The following is a 16,929-nucleotide window of genomic DNA, read 5'->3' on the forward strand; positions in this document are numbered from 1 at the left end:
ATGAAGATTCCTTTTGACCCCATTATTTTAGGCTATACAATCAACATTCATTTAGTTCTAGAATATTTGGCTTTCTTTTTTGGATTTAGATATTATCTGTTTTTAAGAAAAAAAACGACTGATACGATTTCGAACACTAATAGACTCTCTATTATTTTAGGAGCGGTAATTGGTGCTTTTTTAGGTTCCAGAATAATGGGTTTTTTAGAAAATCCTGTATTTCCTCATTCTTTAGAAACGCTAGTAAATGTTTTAAATTATAAAACCATTATGGGGGGCTTATTTGGAGGTTTATTAGGTGTAGAACTTTCTAAAAAGATTATTGGCGAACAGCAATCATCTGGCGATTTATTTGTTTTCCCAATTTTATTAGGGATTTTTATTGGCCGAATAGGCTGCATGCTATCTGGGATAAATGAATTTACCTATGGAAAAGTAACCACATTTTTTATGGGAATGAATTTAGGTGATGGTTTAATACGACATCCATTAGCTTTATATGAATTAATATTTGTAATCTTTTTATCTGTATTTTTGTTAAAAATAAAGAATAGGGAATTGAAGAATGGATTATTATTTCAGTATTTCATGATATTCTATTTTGCATTTCGTTTTGGAATTGAATTTTTAAAACCCAATGTTTTCTTTGTTTTCGGATTAAGCACAATTCAGTTATTGTGTTTATTATGCTTAATTTATTATCGCAAAACCATTTTACACCTTTTTAAAAATGCCCGTTAGAAACTACACCTATTACGATTATACCTTAAGCCTTTGTCCCGAATGTTTAAAACGAATTGATGCTAAAATTGTTTTTGAAAACGACAAAGTGTATATGCTAAAACGCTGTCCAGAACATGGAAATTCTAAGGTTTTAATTGCTGATGATATTCCCTATTATAAAAACATAAGAAATTACAATAAACCTTCTGAAACACCTTATAAATTTAACACTAAAACAGATTATGGTTGCCCGTATGATTGTGGTTTATGTCCAGACCATGAACAACATTCTTGTTTAACGGTTATTGAAGTTACAGATAGATGTAATTTAAGCTGTCCAACCTGTTATGCAGGATCGTCACCTACTTATGGCAGACATCGTACATTAGATGAAGTAAAAGCCATGTTAGACACCATTGTTCATAATGAAAAAGAACCTGATGTAGTTCAAATAAGTGGGGGAGAACCTACCATCCATCCGCAATTTTTTGAGATTTTGGATTATGCCAAATCATTACCTATTCGGCATTTGATGTTAAATACCAATGGAATTAAGATTGCTAAGGACAGAGAGTTTGCAAAACAACTAAAAAATTATACTCCTGATTTTGAAATTTATCTGCAATTTGATTCTTTTGAAAATGTAGTTCTTCAAGAACTACGTGGCGCTGATTTGAATGATATTCGAAAACAAGCTTTAGAGAATTTAAATGAACTTAATCTATCAACCACTTTAGTTGTAACTTTACAAAAAGGATTGAATGATAATGAAATAGGTAAGATTGTCGAATTTGCTTTACAGCAAAAATGTGTTCGTGGTGTTACTTTTCAACCTACCCAAATTGCTGGAAGATTAGAGAATTTCAATCCTGAAACGGACCGAATGACTTTAACCGAAGTAAGAAGAAAAATATTAGAACAAACCTCAATATTTAATCCCGATGATTTATTACCAGTGCCTTGTAATCCGGATGCTTTAGTAATGGGTTATGCTTTAAAATTAGATAATGAAGTCTTTCCATTAACACGATATATTAATCCAAATGATTTATTGGATAATAGCAAAAACACCATCATTTATGAGCAAGACAATGTGTTACAGGAAAAAATGATAGAACTTTTTAGTACAGGTAATTCGGTTGAAGTAGCTGAAGAAAACCTAAAATCCATTATGTGTTGTTTGCCTAATATTGATGCGCCTAATTTAGGTTATGATAATTTATTTAGAATTATCATTATGCAGTTTATTGATGCCTATAATTTTGATGTCAGAGCGATTAAAAAATCCTGTGTGCATATTGTCAATAAAGACAATAAAATCATTCCGTTTGAAACAATGAATTTGTTTTATAGAGATGAAAAGTTAGAAAGATTAGAAGAATTACGTAATGAAATTAAATTTTAAACTATGATCGCTTTAGAAGTTGGAAATCTAAATGGTCTGATTATTTTTATTCTGGGAATAATGATTGGACCACCAATAATATTAACTTTAATAGGTTTTGCAGTAAAAAAACAGAGTCCAAAAGGAGCTAAAGTTTTGTTTATTTTAGCGGCTTTATATTTATTAATTGGATTAGGTATTTGCGGCAGTTTACTAACCTAAAAACACTTTTAAACGGAAAAAATAAACCGCAAATTCACAGATTTAATTTGCGAATTTGCGGTTAAAATATGTCTAAACTTAGAATTTTAGATTATAAATTCTCAAAGAAATCATTTCCTTTATCATCAGTAATAATGAAAGCAGGGAAGTCTTTAACTGTGATTTTACGCACTGCTTCCATTCCTAATTCTTCAAAATCAACTACTTCTACTTTCAAGATATTATCTTGAGCTAAAATAGCTGCGGGACCTCCAATAGAACCCAAATAGAATCCACCATAAGTTTTACAGGCATTCATCACATCTTTAGTACGGTTTCCTTTAGCAAGCATCACCATACTTCCGCCATTCTTTTGGAATTCTTCTACATAAACATCCATACGTCCTGCGGTTGTTGGACCAAAACTTCCTGAAGGCATTCCGTCTGGCGTTTTAGCTGGTCCAGCGTAATATACCGGGTGATTCTTGAAATATTCCGGCATTGGTTTACCAGCATCTAACAATTCTTTGATTTTAGCGTGTGCAATATCACGGGCTACAATCAGCGTTCCGTTTAGTTTCAAACGGGTTTTAATTGGATATTGTGATAATTTTTTAAGAATATCAGCCATCGGTTGGTTCAAATCAATTTCAACCGCTTCTTCCAAATGTGGTGGTGTTTCAGGCAATAATCGTTTTGGATTTACTTCTAATTGTTCTACGAAGATTCCGTCTTTGGTAATTTTACCTTTTATGTTTCTATCCGCAGAACAAGAAACTCCCAATCCAACTGGGCAAGAAGCAGCATGACGAGGCAAACGAATCACACGAACATCATGCGTAAAATATTTTCCTCCAAATTGCGCTCCAATGGCACTTTCCTGGCAAATGCGTTGTACTCTTTTTTCCCATTCCAAATCACGGAAAGCTTGACCTGCCATGTTTCCAGTAGTTGGTAAATTATCGAAATAACCTGCAGATGCTTTTTTAACTGCGGCTAAATTTGCTTCGGCAGAAGTTCCTCCAATCACTAAAGCCAAGTGATACGGTGGACAAGCTGAAGTTCCTAAATCCATGATTTTTGCACGAATGAAAGCATCCATAGATTTTTCATTCAATAAGGATTTGGTTTGTTGGTACAAATAGGTTTTGTTAGCCGAACCTCCTCCTTTTGCTAAAAACAAAAATTCATAAGAAGCGCCTTTTTTAGCATAAATATCAATTTGTGCCGGAAGATTAGAACCGGAATTCTTTTCTTCAAACATGCTAATCGGTACAATTTGAGAATAACGTAAGTTTCTTTCCTGATAGGTATTAAAAATCCCTTTAGAAAGCCATTCGGCATCATCAACGCCTGTATATACGTTTTCTCCTTTTTTAGCCATTACAATCGCTGTTCCGGTGTCTTGACACGAAGGCAATTCGCCATCAATAGCCACCACAGCATTTTGCAATAAATTATAAGCCACAAATCGGTCATTGTCTGTTGCTTCAGGGTCGTCAAGAATGGCTCTTAATTTTTCTAAATGCGAAGTACGCAACATAAAAGAAACATCTTTCATAGCTTCCTGAGAAAGTAATTCCAAACCTTTTGGGTCAACGGTCAAAATTTCTCTATCGCCTAGTTTTTCAACTTTTACATAATCAGAAGTGATTTTGCGGTATTGGGTATCGTCTTTTAAAATAGGATAAGGATCCTGGTATATAAAGTCCATGGGTATTTTATTTTTGGCAAATATAAAAATTATTTAACGTAGGCACAGTCTTTTAACAGTTGCTATTCTTTGGTAAAATCAGACATTTTGTTATAAAATCAAACAAAAAGAGATGATATTTGTCAAATATCATCTCTTAGTTTGTATGATTAATCTTTTGAAAATTAGGTTAATAAGCTAGTTGCTAAAAAAAGAATAAGCAATCCTATCGCGATGTATTTGGTGTATTTTGACATTTTGTTAGTTGGTTTAATGATTAATAAATGTTTTTTTTCAAGAAATCAAAAGAATGAAAAATTGATTGAAAATCCTAAAATTATTTTTAGATAAATCTGTTGAGATAATCAAATCTATCCAAATGAGAGCCATCGGCTCGGAACATTCGATTTAAAAAAACCAGCTCGCCACAAAAATGGCTGTTATCACACAAATTAAATCCACTAAAAGCATCGTTGGCAAGGCATAACGGGTATTCTTGATGTTTACCGAACCAAAGTAAACTGCAATTACGTAGAACGTACTTTCGGCACTACATTGAAAAATACTGCTTAATCTTCCAGTTAAAGAATCGGCACCAAAAGTATTCATTGAATCAATCAAAAATCCTCTGGAACCTGCGGAACTAAACGGGCGAAGCATTGCTACCGGTAAGGCATCCACGATTTCTTTATTCACGCCCATATTCGAAAATACAAAAGCAATTCCGTCACTAATAATTTCAAATAAACCACTATTTCTAAACAAGGAAATAGCTACTAACATCCCTAAAACATATGGAAAAATGGTAACTCCGGTTTTTACTCCGTTGTTGGCTCCCGAAACAAAAGCATCAAAAACCGTTGTGTTGGCTTCGGCAAATTTCTTTTCTTTCATAAAGGACAAGATGAGAGTAGCGATAATAATTCCTAATAAAATCAAAGCCGAAAGGTTAGTGGTAAAATAATTCTTTCCTATCAAATCCAAATGATTTACATACATCAACAAACCAACTATAGCTGCAATCAAAGCCATCAATGCCGCCACTAAAGAAGCACTTTTGAAATTAATTTTTTGTTTGATTCCCACAATCAAAAACGCGGCTATGGTTCCTATAAAAGAAGTGATAATGCAAGGCAACATCACATCGGCAGGATTAGCTGCATTCGCTGCTGCACGATAACCGATGATTGAAGTGGCAATTAGGGTTAATCCCGAAGCATGCAAACACATAAACATAATTTGGGCGTCACTGGCTTTGTCTTTTTCGGGGTTGAGTTCCTGCAAACTTTCCATGGCTTTAAGTCCAAAAGGCGTTGCAGCCGAATCCAATCCCAAGAAATTTGCAGCAAAATTCAAGGTCATATACGATATGGATGGATGGTTTTTAGGGATGCTTGGAAACACTTTTACAAAAACGGGACTCAAAACAACAGCTAGTTTTCCAGAAGCTCCTGAAATGATTAACAGTTCCATCAATCCACAGAAAAAGGCCAGATAGGCGATAAGCGGAAGGATTAAATCGACCAAAGTGCTTTTACAGGTGGGTAATAATCCATCCGATTTTTGAACTCCGCTGTAAATTTTTACGGTTTTGTTTTTATAGACATAAGTCGTATCGGCATTCAGTGTAATCCGATTGATAATCATGGTTTGCTCCGGCGCATTTTTAATGCTGTCTTTGATAAAAGCAGGCAGTTCTTCGGCATATTTTTCAGCAATTAAAATTGGATCACCTTTTTGACCATTTAGAACATGATCAATCGTGTAATTACTACCAGTAAACAAACTTACTACCACAAAAACAATTGATGAGATAAAAATCACCAACCAGAATCTACTTAATACCATATTATTTTAATTTTTGTAAATGTAATAATTCAATGTCAATGTAAATATCAAAAATCAATTTCAATCCAACAGGATATTTTGTCATTGAATTTTGCCATTGCTATTGAAATTTACACATGAATAATCTCATCCTCAATCAATAAATCTTCCCGTCTTAATCGAAGGAAAATTTGAGCTACTGCAATCGTGTCTTTTTCACAATAGGTAACAATGCGGTCAATGTCTTTGTCTACATAAAAAACATGACCTACTTGACTGCCATCGATATCGCCTTTGGGAGAAGGAATTCCGAGGATTTTGCACAGTAATTTTAAAGAAGTAAAATGTTTGTAATCGCCAAATTTCCATAATTCCAAAGTATCCAAATGGGCTATTTCCCAAGGTTTTTTTCCAAAGAGATTGAGCTTTTCTGGAATTGGAATTTGATTGATAATCATTCGGCGTGCCAGAAACGGTATATCAAATTCCTTGGCATTATGTCCGCATAAAAGATGTTGCGGCCCATTGAAATGATTGTTCAGCAGATTATTGAAATCTTTTAAAAGTTTAGCTTCTTCGCCAAAAAAAGAAGTCACTCTAAAATTTCGAATATCTCCTTTAATCACAAAAAAACCAACAGAAATACAGACGATTTTACCAAATTCGGCCCAAATTCCGGCACGATCGTAAAATTCTTCTGCCGAGAAATCATCCTTGCGTTGGTATTGAGTTTTCTGTTCGTACAGATTTTGCATTTCAGGATCTAATTCATTGAAATCGGCGGTTTCCGGAACAGTTTCTATGTCCAAAAACAAAATGTTATTGAGATTTATTTTTTCAATCATTGCAAATCAATTTTTAGTTTGAAATTGTTTTTTTGTCAACATTTTATAGCTTTCGTCTACATACACAAAAAAATCATCACTGTGTGGAGTTCCATTGGTACTTGGATTTTCTTTATTTCCCAGGCGCACAATAATGAGCTGATCTTCAGGAACTACAATTACATATTGACCTAAATGACCACGCATATAGAAAATTTCTTTGTTTTTATAATGGCTTAACCACCAGCCATAGCCATATTCCGGTGATTCTTTAAAGCGTGGCTGTACCGATTTGGCAATAAAAGTACTGTCTAGAATTTGTTCGCCGTTCCATTTTCCGTGTTGAAGGTAGAGTTTGCCAAAACGCGCAAAATCTCTAGCATTACTGGCAATGCAGCAAAAAGCTTTGACCAATCCTTTTTTGTCAGTTTGCCAAAAGGCTTCACTTTCGGCACCCATAGGTTTCCAGAATGATTCTGAAACATAGTCAGCCAGATTTTTTCCAACTGCTTTTTCGATGCACATGGCTAAGAGTTGGGTATTTCCGCTTAAATATTTATAAGCTTTTCCAGGTTCTTCAATTCCTTTTAATCCTAAAATAAGGGTTCTTAAATTATCATCAAAATAAGCGCGAGTAGTTATCGAAAAAGGATCGTAATAGGCTTCGTCCCAATCTAATCCCGATGCCATGGAAGCAAGATCACCAACGGTCATTTGAGCCGATTTTCCTTTTTTAAATTCGGGAAAAAAGTCGCCCACTTTCTGGTCCAGACTTTTAATTTTTCTTTGCATAATCGCTTTTCCTAAGGCAGCAGATACGATACTTTTGGCCATTGAAAAGGAATTGGATTTGGAGTCTTTACTGTAATTATCATAATAGTTTTCGTTCCAGATACTATCATTTTTGATAATTAAAAAAGCTACGGTTCCCGTTTGTTGATGTGTTTTTTCAAGTCTTTCCGTTGGTTTTACTAGATTGTAATCTTTGGCAATAGACCAGGGTTGTGGTTGGTTGCTTTTTTGAATAATAGAGTTATCAAAATATTGATAATCATCTAAAAAAGCAGTGGAATGTCCATTGAAATACGTAATTCTTACGGCTCGTAATAAATAATCCTTTTTGAAAATATAGAGGGAAAGAATCAAAACTGCTATAAATACTAGTAATCTAAACAGAAATTTTTTGACTTTTTTCATGGATCTGGAGTTTGTTCAGTACGAATTTACATAAAAAAATAATGTTTTATTTTAATTGTGAAATAAAAAAATAATCGAATTTTAATATACAATTGGTTGCCATTCTATAAGAATTATGTGAATAATTATTGCAAATTGTTATCTTTGGGTATTATAAAAAAAAATAATAATGTCAGAAAAAGAGTTGATTGTAAAAATTGTAGATTATTTCGAAACTTATATTTTTAAGAATCATATAGAGTCATCTTTAAAAAACAATGCTAAATTAAAATCTTACAATATAAATCCTATAGTTGTAAAATATTTATCTAAAGTACTAGAAGGTGATTTTACAGCAAAAGGTGTTGCGAAAGCTTTATATTATCCTAGAGTATTAGGAACTTCAATAAATACATCTTTTGGAACTCGAATTCAAAATATGTTTGTAGAACTTGAATTGGCAAGTGGTTCATTGATAAAAGGGATGGATATTGAATTTACAGATAAAGTAGATAAAAGAAAAAAATGGTGTCAACTAAAATCTGGTCCAAACACGATTAATTCTGAAGATGTAAAACCTTTGATTACTAAATTTACTAACACAATTAATTTAGCTAGAACGAATAAGGCTTTTAAGGATGTTAATAATACTGATTTTATAGTTGGTGTTTTGTACGGTGAATCTGATGAATTGAGTATGCACTATAAAACAATAGATAAATCTCATCCTGTAATTATTGGAAAAGATTTATGGCATCGGATAACCGGTTTTCCAAATTTTTATAACGGCTTAGTTGAAGAATTGCATAAACGCATACTTACACTTGATACTAAAGATTTAATCAATAAAGGTTGCACGGATTTAGAGGAAGAAATTAAAAATTCATCACTTTTTGATTTTTAGAACCATAAAATTCATTTAAAAAATTAATAATAGAATAACCTATTTCTCTACCTAAATTTACTGGTACGGCATTTCCAATTTGTTTATATTGTTGAGCTATGGAACCTGCAAATTTCCAGTCATCTGGAAAAGTTTGAATTCTGGCATATTCTCGAACAGTAAATGGACGAGTTTCATCAGGATGACATCTTTCAGTTTGTTTTTGAGCAGGACTACAAGTCAAAGTGAGACTAGGTTCATCCCATCCAATTCTTCGAGCCATACCAGTTTTTCCTCCTCCAAGATAAAAACTTCCTCCCATATATTCTTTTTGAATATCAAGAGGTAAATCACGCCAATAACCTTTAGGAGGTACTAAATCAAGTATTTCTTTTTTTGACTTTGGATATTTTACACCCTCAGATTTAGGAACATCGCAATCAAATAGTTCACCTTTTTTTAATGCGTCAGAAAGATTGTAGATTTTCTTATATGGTTTTGGATATTTATAAATTATATCTATATCTTTTCTAATGCCTACTAATATAAGTCGTTCTCTTTTTTGAGGTACTTTGAAATTTAAAGCTTTTAAAACTTGAACAGGAACGACATTATATCCAATTTCGTCGAGAATAGAAATCATTCCTTGTAGGGTTTTTCCATTTTCATGACTTAATAAACCTCGTACATTTTCACCAATACATATTTCAGGAGATACTTCTTTAACAACTCTGGCAAATTCGTAAAACAATGTACCTCTAGCATCATTTAAACCCAATTTTTTTCCTGCATAACTAAATGCTTGACAAGGGAATCCACCGGTAACAATATTGGCTTTATTTTTATAAGTTGTGAAATCTAAATTTTTTATATCTCCCTCCAAAACATTCCAATTGGGTCTGTTATTTCTTAATGTTGTACAAGCCCATTTGTCAATTTCATTTAATGCAATACATTTTAATCCAGCTTTTTCAAGACCTACAGCAAGCCCTCCAGCACCTGCAAATAATTCAATAACGGTATATTCATTTTCTGGTTTAACATAGTTAGAAATTTCTTTTTCAATGACATGACCTTCAAAAAGACTTCCCATTAAAGCTTGCACATCACTTTTTCTGTACACTCGATAATTTGAAACAGGTTCTCTAACAGCAGTTAAAATTCCCTCATTGTCCCATCTTCTGAGAGTTTCTTTACATTTGCCAACGAGTTCTGCTGTTTCAGAGAGAGATAGATATTCATTCATAACCACATTGTTAAACATTATACAGTGGTTACAAATATATGTGAAAAAGTATTATTAAAGAAGAAAAAAGTGATTAGTTATTTTATTTTCAGAACAAAAGTTGTTGTCTTCGTGCCGGATTTTCGTGTTCTAACAACCATTTTTTACGCCACAAACCACCGGCATAACCAGTAAGCGAACCATCAGTCCCAATGACTCTGTGACAGGGAACTACTATCCAGAGCGGATTTTTACCATTGGCAGAAGCCACGGCTCGAATGGCTTTGACATCGCCCAGTTTTTTTGATAAATCCATATAACTACAGGTTTTTCCAAATGGAATTTCCAGCAGAGCTTTCCAGACTTTTTGTTGAAATTCGGTTCCCGAAGGATTCAGTTTAAAATTGAAATCGGTCCTTTTTCCTTCAAAATAATCATTCAATTGTGAAACAGCGTCTTGTAGAACAGTAGGGATGTTTTTTGAAATTTGACCTTCATCATCAATGGAAATTACAGAAATGCCGTTTTGATCGCCAAGGATTTTGGCAATTCCCAGAGGTGTTTGAAAATAAGCGATGGTTTTTTCTTCAGACATTTTTTAGTTTTTTGATGTTAAAAATGCAATTGCAGTTTGTGCTATTTCCGAAGGATTTCCTTTTGGTGTAATCAATAAAATATCGGTAAACAAGCCTGTTTTTTTAAGTTCAATAAATGCTAATTCCGGATAATTATGACTTTTCATTATTGCCGTTGGTACAATTGAAATTCCCAGTCCGTTTTTAACCAACTGAATTATCGATGAAATATTGTTAGATTCGTGGACAACTTTGGGTTTAAATCCATATCGAGCACAAATTTCTAATAAGGAATCATAGAAATAAGGCGCATATTGTTTGTTGAAAAACACAAAAGTAGCTGTTTTTAATTGCTCTATATCTTCTTCAGAAGTTAAGGAATAATTATTTTGATTAAAAACCAAGGAAAAGCTGTCTTTAAACCACAATTGGGAATCAATTTTAGGCGAATGCAAGGGCGCACGAATGATTCCAAAATCGATTTTTCCTTCTTCTAAAGCGGCAATTTGTTTGACTGTGGGAACTTCATACAATCTGAAATTGACAAATGGATATTGAGCTGACAAAAATTGAATTAATGCCGAAATATCTCCCGAAAAAGTAGAACTTACGTAGGCAATTCGGAATTCGCCGCTTTGATTCTCACTAATTTTTTTGGTTGTAGCATTGATTCGTTCTAGGTTTTGTACCAATTCCTGAATTTCTTTTTGGTAATATTTTCCAGCATCGGTAAGGATGACGCGTTTGTTATTGCGTTCAAAAAGTGTGGCTCCCAGTTCGGTTTCTAATTCTTTAATCTGCCTGCTTAATGGCGGTTGAGAAATGAATAGCTTTTCGGCCGCACGAACAAAGCTGAGTTCCTCGGCTAATTTTAGAAAATATTTTAAGTGTCTTAATTCCATAAATACTTTTTAAGTATCAATAGTTGACAAAATAAGTATTTTTATGTCATATATAAAAATTATAGGTTTGTGAAATAAACAAGCTTTAGAGAAAAAGTATTTTTTAAGCCACTAATTCACGAATTTAAATTGAAAATAGGAATGCGCCATTTCACTAATTAAAATTATTGTTTGTGAATTCGAATCTAAAAATGAGTAATCTAGTTTCAACTTAAAAATTAGTGGAATAATTGAGTTTAGTAAAAACTCTTATCCGTGAATTCGTGGCTAATAAATTATATATGAAGAATTTAAAAATTGAAATCATGAAAAAATCAACTGTAACAGAAATCAGAGAACGTTTTGACAATGAAGTAGAACGTTTCTCGAATTTAGAAACCGGTCAAGTGGCCACAATGGATGCTAAGTTAAGCTTAGAATTAATTACTTGTACCGCAAGAGCGGTAAAACCAGAAGCAAAAACTATCTTAGATTTAGGATGTGGAGCAGGGAATTATACGTTGAAAATGTTGTCAAAAGTGCCGAATTTGAATTGTACTTTGGTTGATTTGAGTCGGAATATGTTAGACAAAGCATTGGAGCGTGTTTCAGAAGTTACAGCTTCCAAGGTAGAAACTATTCAGGGAGATATTAGAGATATTGATTTACCTAAAAATCATTTTGATATCATCTTGGCTGGAGCGGTTTTGCATCATTTGCGTGATGATTCCGATTGGGAAATGGTGTTTCAAAAATTGTTTGATAGTTTAACTTCGGGTGGTTGTTTGTTAATTTCGGACTTATTGATTCAGGATAACGAAGCGGTAAATCAATTGACATGGAAAATGTATGCCGATTATTTAAGGCAACACGGTGGAGAGGAATACCAACAAAAAGTATTTGATTATATTGAAAAAGAAGATACACCAAGATCTATGAGTTTTCAATTGGATTTAATGAAAAAAGTAGGTTTTGCAAGCACTGAAATTTTACATAAAAATGCTTGTTTTGGCGCTTTTGGAGGGATAAAGTAGTTTGCTGTGAAAGACGTAAATAGGTTGTTTATAAATGCAAAAACCATTCGGGAAATCGAATGGTTTTTGTGTATGTAGCCCTGATGGTAGCGGCAGCCTTTTATGGAGGTGTTCGCCATAAAAGCTATAGCGTACAGCAGGAATAGCTTCTTATATTATTTCAAATTTGAATTGATATAGGCTTCTAAACCTTGTAATTCTTTATCCGTGAATGTTTTGGTAAGTGTTAGATTCGCCTGCATTACTGCAAATTGCGAAGGATCAACAATAGCGTCACTTTCTCCTTTTAAGAACGTAACGATACTCTCATTTTTATCTTTGTAGGTTTTGGCAATTTCTTGTAGGCTTGGTCCAATAAGCTTTTCATCGGTTTTATGGCAAGAAATACAAGCGCCTTTACCCTCAAAAATAACTTTTCCAATTTCTTCTGGTGCTAGCTCTTTATCAACGGTTGCAACAGCGGTTGGTTCTTCTTTTCCAAAAGATTCCTGACTTTCTTTTTTACATGAAAAGGCAATAAGTGCAAAACTAAGGAGTATTATTTTTTTCATCTTTCACTATTATTTAGACTCAAATTTACACTTTATTATGAATGTAAAAAATGACAGATATCAGTTTATTTGTTCAAAAGAATGGCCGCTTCTTTGGCAAAATAAGTCGAAATCAGACTAGCACCTGCACGTTTGATGCACATGAGTTGCTCCATCATGATTGCGTCATTGTCTAGCCAACCTCTTTCGGCAGCGGCTTTAATCATCGCATATTCGCCTGAAACGTGATAAACGGTTACTGGTACGTTTACGACGTTTTTAACCTCCCTAACGATGTCTAAATAGGCAATTCCGGGTTTTACCATCACCATATCGGCGCCTTCTTCAACGTCCCATAGGGCTTCTTTGACCGCTTCAATGCGATTGGTATAATCCATTTGGTAGGTTTTCTTGTCTTTTGGCACTACGACATCCGCTTCTTTGGGAGCGGAGTCCAGAGCGTCTCTAAATGGCCCGTAAAATGCCGAAGCATACTTAGCCGAATAGCTCATGATTCCAACATTATGAAAACCGGCAGCATCCAGTCCTTCACGTAAACGCAATACACGACCGTCCATCATATCTGATGGAGCAACAAAATCGGCTCCGGCCTCAGCATGAGATATTGCCATTTTTACCAAAGCATCGTTGGTTGCATCGTTGGCAACATCGCCATCGGTAATGATTCCGTCGTGTCCGTAAATAGAGTAGGGGTCTAGAGCTACATCGGGCATTACAATCATTTCCGGACAGGCTGATTTAATGGCACGAATGGCATTTTGCATCAATCCATTTGGATTCCAGGCTTCCGTTCCAGCGTTGTCTTTTAGTTTTTCGTCTACTTTTACATAGATATTTACCGCACGAATACCTAAAGCGAATAATTCCTGAACTTCTTTTACCGTTAAATCTACCGAACGACGGAAAATTCCCGGCATCGATGGGATTTCTACTTTTACGTTTTCGCCTTCGGCAATAAACATGGGAAACATAAAATCACTTGGACTTAAGGTTGTTTCTCTAACTAAACTTCTAATTGATTCGTTTACTCTTAAACGGCGGCCTCGTTGTAATGGGAACATATATTTTAGCTTTTAGCTGACAGCTTTCAGCAATTAGCTTTTAGCCGTTAGCAATTATAATTTAATTACTTATTTAATTTAGATATTAAACTATTGAGCATTTTTTTGATTTCTTCGACTTGAAATAAAAGCTTTTGACCATTTTCAAATTCAATGAATTTTAAATCAATGCTTAGTAATAGTTGGTACTCTAATTCATTTGCAGAACCAAATGCAATATATAAAAAACGACAAAAATCTTTATCTGAATTTCTACCGCAACCTTCTGCAATATTAGTCGGTATTGAACTTGCGGATCTTTTCATTTGACTGGTTAAGCCAAAAAGTTCTTCTTTTGGAAAAGTATTTAATATATTATAAACGTCAAGTGTTAATTGATGTGATTTTTGCCAAACTGTAAAATTTTTATAATCTTTCATATTCTAAATTTAGGCTAATTGCTAAAAGCTGAGAGCTAATTGCTGTTATATCCAATCAACAGGATTTTCCAACACTTTCAACAACTTTTCTTCTTCGCTTCCGGCTTCTGGATGGTGGTCATACACCCATTGTACATGTGGTGGTAATGACATCAAAATAGATTCTATTCTTCCGTTGGTTTTTAAGCCAAATAAGGTGCCTTTATCATGAACCAAATTGAATTCTACATAACGACCTCTACGGATTTCCTGCCAGTTTTTTTGCTCTGCTGTATAAGGCAAATCTTTTCTTTTTTCAACTATTGGAACATAAGCCTGAAGGAAACTATTTCCAACTTCAGTAACAAAATTGTACCAATTTTCCATTGTCATGTCTTCTGTTGCTTTGCAATAATCAAAGAATAAACCGCCAATACCACGGGCTTCGTTGCGGTGCGCATTCCAGAAATACCCATCACATTGTTTTTTATATTTGGGATAAAACTCCGGATTGTGTTTATCGCAAGCGGTTTTACAAGTCTGATGAAAATGAACCGCATCTTCTTCAAACAAATAATAAGGTGTTAAATCTTGTCCGCCGCCAAACCATTGCTGGATGACATTACCATTGTCATCGTACATTTCAAAATAACGCCAGTTGGCATGAACGGTTGGCACCATTGGGCTTTTAGGATGAATAACCAAACTCAGTCCGCAGGCAAAAAAATCAGCTTCACCTACGTTGAAAAGCTTTTGCATGGAATCGGGTAATTTTCCGTGAACAGCAGAGATATTCACTCCGCCTTTCTCGAAAACGGCACCGTTTTCAATTACACGGGTTCTTCCGCCACCGCCTTCCGGGCGTTTCCAAAGATCTTCTTTAAATTTGGCCTGACCGTCAACAGCTTCCAAACCAGCTACTATTTGATCCTGAAGATTTTGTATGTATTGGTAAAATTTGTCTTTCATGATAAATTTGCTTTTACAGCCACAATTTTATTATTGATTCCAAAAGAAAACATCTTGCTTTCGGCTTGGATATAATTGTAAATCGCAATCGCTTTTTCTAAAAAATGAAACTGATTTTTCTGCGACATCTGCACTAGAATATCGGCAAAATGTTCCTGATGATTCCAGTCCAGATGACAACGTTGCAGGAGTTCAATCAGTTCGTCTTCAGAAATTTCGTTTATTCTTTCTAGGTTTAAACCAAAATTTTTTAATTGCTCCTCAATAGCAGGAATAGCTTCATCATTCCACTTTGGTACATAAACTAAAGTGTGAAGTGTTTTAAGAATGTTATCTATTCTTATTTTTTCCTGATCTCTTAAGCCTTTGTTGAGCATTTCTTTTTAGTTGTTGGTTGATTGTTGTTAGTTGATAGTCGTTAAGTGTTTTTTCAACAACTATCAACTAACAACCGTCAGCTATTTATTCCCGTACTCTTTCACTGCATCAATAAACGCTTTGGCGTGATCTACCGGAATATTTGGTAAAATTCCGTGGCCCAGGTTTACGATGTATTTGTCTTTTCCGAATTCGTCAATCATTTCATGTACCATTTTTTTAATGGTTGGAATTGGCGAAAGCAATCTTGATGGATCGAAATTTCCTTGTAAAGTAATATTTCCACCTGATAAATAACGCGCATTTCTAGCCGAACAAGTCCAGTCTACTCCAAGTGCTGAGGCTTTACTTTTTCCCATTTCGTTCAAAGCAAACCAGCATCCTTTTCCAAAAACAATAACAGGAGTTACTTCGGCTAAGGCTTCGACGATTTGGTTAATGTAGTTCCATGAAAATTCCTGATAATCTGTAGGTGAAAGCATTCCTCCCCAAGAGTCAAAAATTTGAACGGCATTTACACCAGATTTCACTTTTTCTTTTAAGTATAAAATGGTAGTATCGGTGATTTTTTGTAATAAAGTGTGAGCAGCTACCGGATTTGAGAAACAAAATCCTTTAGCGGTATCAAAGCTTTTCGAACCTTTTCCTTCCACAGCATAACAGAAAATAGTCCAAGGTGAACCTGCAAAACCAATTAAAGGTACTTCGTCATTCAGCATTTCTTTGGTTAATTTCACTGCATCAAAAACGTATCCTAAAGTTTCATTCACATCCGGAACATAAACCTGATTTACCTGTTCCATGGTACGAATTGGATTTGGGATAATAGGTCCCAAATTGTCTTTTAATTCTACATGAATTCCCATGGCTCTTGGTACTACCAAAATATCCGAAAATAAGATAGCGGCATCCGGAGCAATACGACGAATAGGTTGTACCGTGATTTCGGCAGCCAGTTCCGGAGTTTCACAACGGGTAAAAAAATCATATTTATCACGTAAAGCCCTAAATTCTGGTAAATATCTTCCTGCCTGACGCATCATCCAAACCGGTGGACGTTGTACAGTTTCTCCTTTTAGTGCTTTTAAAAACAAGTCATTTTTTAACATAATTCTATCTTTTTTTATTCCTCAACGGGTTTTTTGG

18 protein-coding genes are annotated in these 16,929 nt (G+C 34.4%); 5 read left to right on the forward strand and 13 right to left on the reverse strand.

The window, feature by feature from the left end; genetic code table 11:
* From AC4FRF_RS03560 to AC4FRF_RS03570, 3 genes are read left to right on the forward strand one after another with little or no spacing between them, the layout of a single operon-like run.
* Positions 1 to 741 carry a prolipoprotein diacylglyceryl transferase gene (locus tag AC4FRF_RS03560; RefSeq protein WP_491158081.1) on the forward strand — a complete coding sequence of 247 codons (741 nt, stop codon included), beginning with the start codon at positions 1 to 3 and terminating at the stop codon, positions 739 to 741.
* Complete coding sequence (locus AC4FRF_RS03565; RefSeq protein ID WP_491158082.1) at positions 731 to 2,128, forward strand: radical SAM protein; 1,398 nt, start codon at positions 731 to 733, stop codon at positions 2,126 to 2,128. Before AC4FRF_RS03560 ends, AC4FRF_RS03565 begins: the two co-directional genes overlap by 11 nt.
* A gap of 3 nt (positions 2,129 to 2,131) precedes the next feature.
* Entirely contained in the window at positions 2,132 to 2,329 is a 198-nt protein-coding gene (locus AC4FRF_RS03570; protein ID WP_341699153.1) for a hypothetical protein, read from the forward strand.
* A gap of 91 nt (positions 2,330 to 2,420) precedes the next feature.
* Here AC4FRF_RS03570 and AC4FRF_RS03575 read toward each other — a convergent pair whose 3' ends face one another.
* The 4 genes from AC4FRF_RS03575 to AC4FRF_RS03590 all read right to left on the reverse strand — a co-directional run bounded on the left by AC4FRF_RS03575 (position 2,421) and on the right by AC4FRF_RS03590 (position 7,849).
* The gene (locus tag AC4FRF_RS03575) at positions 2,421 to 4,022 is read right to left on the reverse strand and encodes a fumarate hydratase (RefSeq protein WP_491158083.1); all 1,602 of its coding nucleotides are present in this window, start codon (positions 4,020 to 4,022) and stop codon (positions 2,421 to 2,423) included.
* Positions 4,023 to 4,409: 387 nt separating this feature from the next.
* The gene (locus tag AC4FRF_RS03580; protein WP_491158084.1) at positions 4,410 to 5,849 is read right to left on the reverse strand and encodes a nucleoside recognition domain-containing protein; all 1,440 of its coding nucleotides are present in this window, start codon (positions 5,847 to 5,849) and stop codon (positions 4,410 to 4,412) included.
* A gap of 110 nt (positions 5,850 to 5,959) precedes the next feature.
* Complete coding sequence (locus tag AC4FRF_RS03585; protein ID WP_491158085.1) at positions 5,960 to 6,673, reverse strand: 3'-5' exonuclease; 714 nt, start codon at positions 6,671 to 6,673, stop codon at positions 5,960 to 5,962.
* A 6-nt stretch (positions 6,674 to 6,679) separates the two neighbouring features.
* Positions 6,680 to 7,849, reverse strand: a complete 1,170-nt coding sequence (locus AC4FRF_RS03590; protein ID WP_491158086.1) for a serine hydrolase domain-containing protein — start codon at positions 7,847 to 7,849, stop codon at positions 6,680 to 6,682.
* Positions 7,850 to 8,018: 169 nt separating this feature from the next.
* Between AC4FRF_RS03590 and AC4FRF_RS03595 the strand changes: the two genes are divergently transcribed.
* A complete protein-coding gene (locus AC4FRF_RS03595) occupies positions 8,019 to 8,732 on the forward strand; it encodes a PmeII family type II restriction endonuclease (protein WP_491158087.1) in 714 nt (237 codons plus the stop codon).
* On the opposite strand, the gene dcm is transcribed toward AC4FRF_RS03595, so the two are convergent.
* The 3 genes from dcm to AC4FRF_RS03610 all read right to left on the reverse strand — a co-directional run bounded on the left by dcm (position 8,704) and on the right by AC4FRF_RS03610 (position 11,413).
* Entirely contained in the window at positions 8,704 to 9,957 is a 1,254-nt protein-coding gene (gene dcm, locus AC4FRF_RS03600; RefSeq protein ID WP_491158088.1) for a DNA (cytosine-5-)-methyltransferase, read from the reverse strand. The two genes, AC4FRF_RS03595 and dcm, sit on opposite strands and share 29 nt — an antisense overlap.
* Positions 9,958 to 10,045: 88 nt before the next feature.
* On the reverse strand, positions 10,046 to 10,531 hold the full coding sequence (locus AC4FRF_RS03605) for a methylated-DNA--[protein]-cysteine S-methyltransferase (RefSeq protein WP_491158089.1): 486 nt from the start codon (positions 10,529 to 10,531) through the stop codon (positions 10,046 to 10,048).
* Between the two features lie 3 nt (positions 10,532 to 10,534).
* On the reverse strand, positions 10,535 to 11,413 hold the full coding sequence (locus AC4FRF_RS03610) for a LysR family transcriptional regulator (RefSeq protein WP_491158090.1): 879 nt from the start codon (positions 11,411 to 11,413) through the stop codon (positions 10,535 to 10,537).
* 305 nt (positions 11,414 to 11,718) lie between these two features.
* On the opposite strand from AC4FRF_RS03610, the gene AC4FRF_RS03615 reads away from it, so the two are divergent.
* Positions 11,719 to 12,426, forward strand: coding sequence for a class I SAM-dependent methyltransferase (locus tag AC4FRF_RS03615; protein ID WP_491158091.1), 708 nt, complete (start codon positions 11,719 to 11,721; stop codon positions 12,424 to 12,426).
* A gap of 155 nt (positions 12,427 to 12,581) precedes the next feature.
* Here AC4FRF_RS03615 and AC4FRF_RS03620 read toward each other — a convergent pair whose 3' ends face one another.
* The 6 genes from AC4FRF_RS03620 to hemE form a co-directional block, all read right to left on the reverse strand.
* Positions 12,582 to 12,977 carry a c-type cytochrome gene (locus AC4FRF_RS03620; protein ID WP_491158092.1) on the reverse strand — a complete coding sequence of 132 codons (396 nt, stop codon included), beginning with the start codon at positions 12,975 to 12,977 and terminating at the stop codon, positions 12,582 to 12,584.
* Between the two features lie 65 nt (positions 12,978 to 13,042).
* Entirely contained in the window at positions 13,043 to 14,038 is a 996-nt protein-coding gene (gene hemB / locus AC4FRF_RS03625; RefSeq protein ID WP_491158093.1) for a porphobilinogen synthase, read from the reverse strand.
* A gap of 65 nt (positions 14,039 to 14,103) precedes the next feature.
* The gene (locus tag AC4FRF_RS03630; RefSeq protein ID WP_491158094.1) at positions 14,104 to 14,457 is read right to left on the reverse strand and encodes a four helix bundle protein; all 354 of its coding nucleotides are present in this window, start codon (positions 14,455 to 14,457) and stop codon (positions 14,104 to 14,106) included.
* A gap of 45 nt (positions 14,458 to 14,502) precedes the next feature.
* Positions 14,503 to 15,405, reverse strand: a complete 903-nt coding sequence (gene hemF / locus AC4FRF_RS03635; protein WP_491158095.1) for an oxygen-dependent coproporphyrinogen oxidase — start codon at positions 15,403 to 15,405, stop codon at positions 14,503 to 14,505.
* Complete coding sequence (locus AC4FRF_RS03640; protein ID WP_491158096.1) at positions 15,402 to 15,782, reverse strand: hypothetical protein; 381 nt, start codon at positions 15,780 to 15,782, stop codon at positions 15,402 to 15,404. Before AC4FRF_RS03640 ends, hemF begins: the two co-directional genes overlap by 4 nt.
* 81 nt (positions 15,783 to 15,863) lie before the next feature.
* Positions 15,864 to 16,892 carry a uroporphyrinogen decarboxylase gene (gene hemE, locus AC4FRF_RS03645; RefSeq protein WP_491158097.1) on the reverse strand — a complete coding sequence of 343 codons (1,029 nt, stop codon included), beginning with the start codon at positions 16,890 to 16,892 and terminating at the stop codon, positions 15,864 to 15,866.
* Between the last annotated feature and the right edge of the window lie 37 nt (positions 16,893 to 16,929).

This window comes from Flavobacterium sp. ST-158 (assembly GCF_058309975.1).

Excerpts from the sequence above, each read along its gene's own strand:
- AC4FRF_RS03570 (WP_341699153.1), top strand. The coding sequence starts at position 2,132 with ATGATCGCTTTAGAAGTTGGAAATCTAAATGGTCTGATTATTTTTATT.
- AC4FRF_RS03585 (WP_491158085.1), bottom strand. The coding sequence starts at position 6,673 with ATGATTGAAAAAATAAATCTCAATAACATTTTGTTTTTGGACATAGAA.
- hemE (WP_491158097.1), bottom strand. The coding sequence starts at position 16,892 with ATGTTAAAAAATGACTTGTTTTTAAAAGCACTAAAAGGAGAAACTGTA.
- hemF (WP_491158095.1), bottom strand. The coding sequence starts at position 15,405 with ATGAAAGACAAATTTTACCAATACATACAAAATCTTCAGGATCAAATA.
- AC4FRF_RS03595 (WP_491158087.1), top strand. The coding sequence starts at position 8,019 with ATGTCAGAAAAAGAGTTGATTGTAAAAATTGTAGATTATTTCGAAACT.
- AC4FRF_RS03605 (WP_491158089.1), bottom strand. The coding sequence starts at position 10,531 with ATGTCTGAAGAAAAAACCATCGCTTATTTTCAAACACCTCTGGGAATT.
- AC4FRF_RS03630 (WP_491158094.1), bottom strand. The coding sequence starts at position 14,457 with ATGAAAGATTATAAAAATTTTACAGTTTGGCAAAAATCACATCAATTA.
- AC4FRF_RS03580 (WP_491158084.1), bottom strand. The coding sequence starts at position 5,849 with ATGGTATTAAGTAGATTCTGGTTGGTGATTTTTATCTCATCAATTGTT.
- AC4FRF_RS03640 (WP_491158096.1), bottom strand. The coding sequence starts at position 15,782 with ATGCTCAACAAAGGCTTAAGAGATCAGGAAAAAATAAGAATAGATAAC.
- AC4FRF_RS03590 (WP_491158086.1), bottom strand. The coding sequence starts at position 7,849 with ATGAAAAAAGTCAAAAAATTTCTGTTTAGATTACTAGTATTTATAGCA.
- AC4FRF_RS03610 (WP_491158090.1), bottom strand. The coding sequence starts at position 11,413 with ATGGAATTAAGACACTTAAAATATTTTCTAAAATTAGCCGAGGAACTC.
- AC4FRF_RS03575 (WP_491158083.1), bottom strand. The coding sequence starts at position 4,022 with ATGGACTTTATATACCAGGATCCTTATCCTATTTTAAAAGACGATACC.
- dcm (WP_491158088.1), bottom strand. The coding sequence starts at position 9,957 with ATGAATGAATATCTATCTCTCTCTGAAACAGCAGAACTCGTTGGCAAA.
- AC4FRF_RS03560 (WP_491158081.1), top strand. The coding sequence starts at position 1 with ATGAAGATTCCTTTTGACCCCATTATTTTAGGCTATACAATCAACATT.
- AC4FRF_RS03615 (WP_491158091.1), top strand. The coding sequence starts at position 11,719 with ATGAAAAAATCAACTGTAACAGAAATCAGAGAACGTTTTGACAATGAA.
- AC4FRF_RS03620 (WP_491158092.1), bottom strand. The coding sequence starts at position 12,977 with ATGAAAAAAATAATACTCCTTAGTTTTGCACTTATTGCCTTTTCATGT.
- AC4FRF_RS03565 (WP_491158082.1), top strand. The coding sequence starts at position 731 with ATGCCCGTTAGAAACTACACCTATTACGATTATACCTTAAGCCTTTGT.
- hemB (WP_491158093.1), bottom strand. The coding sequence starts at position 14,038 with ATGTTCCCATTACAACGAGGCCGCCGTTTAAGAGTAAACGAATCAATT.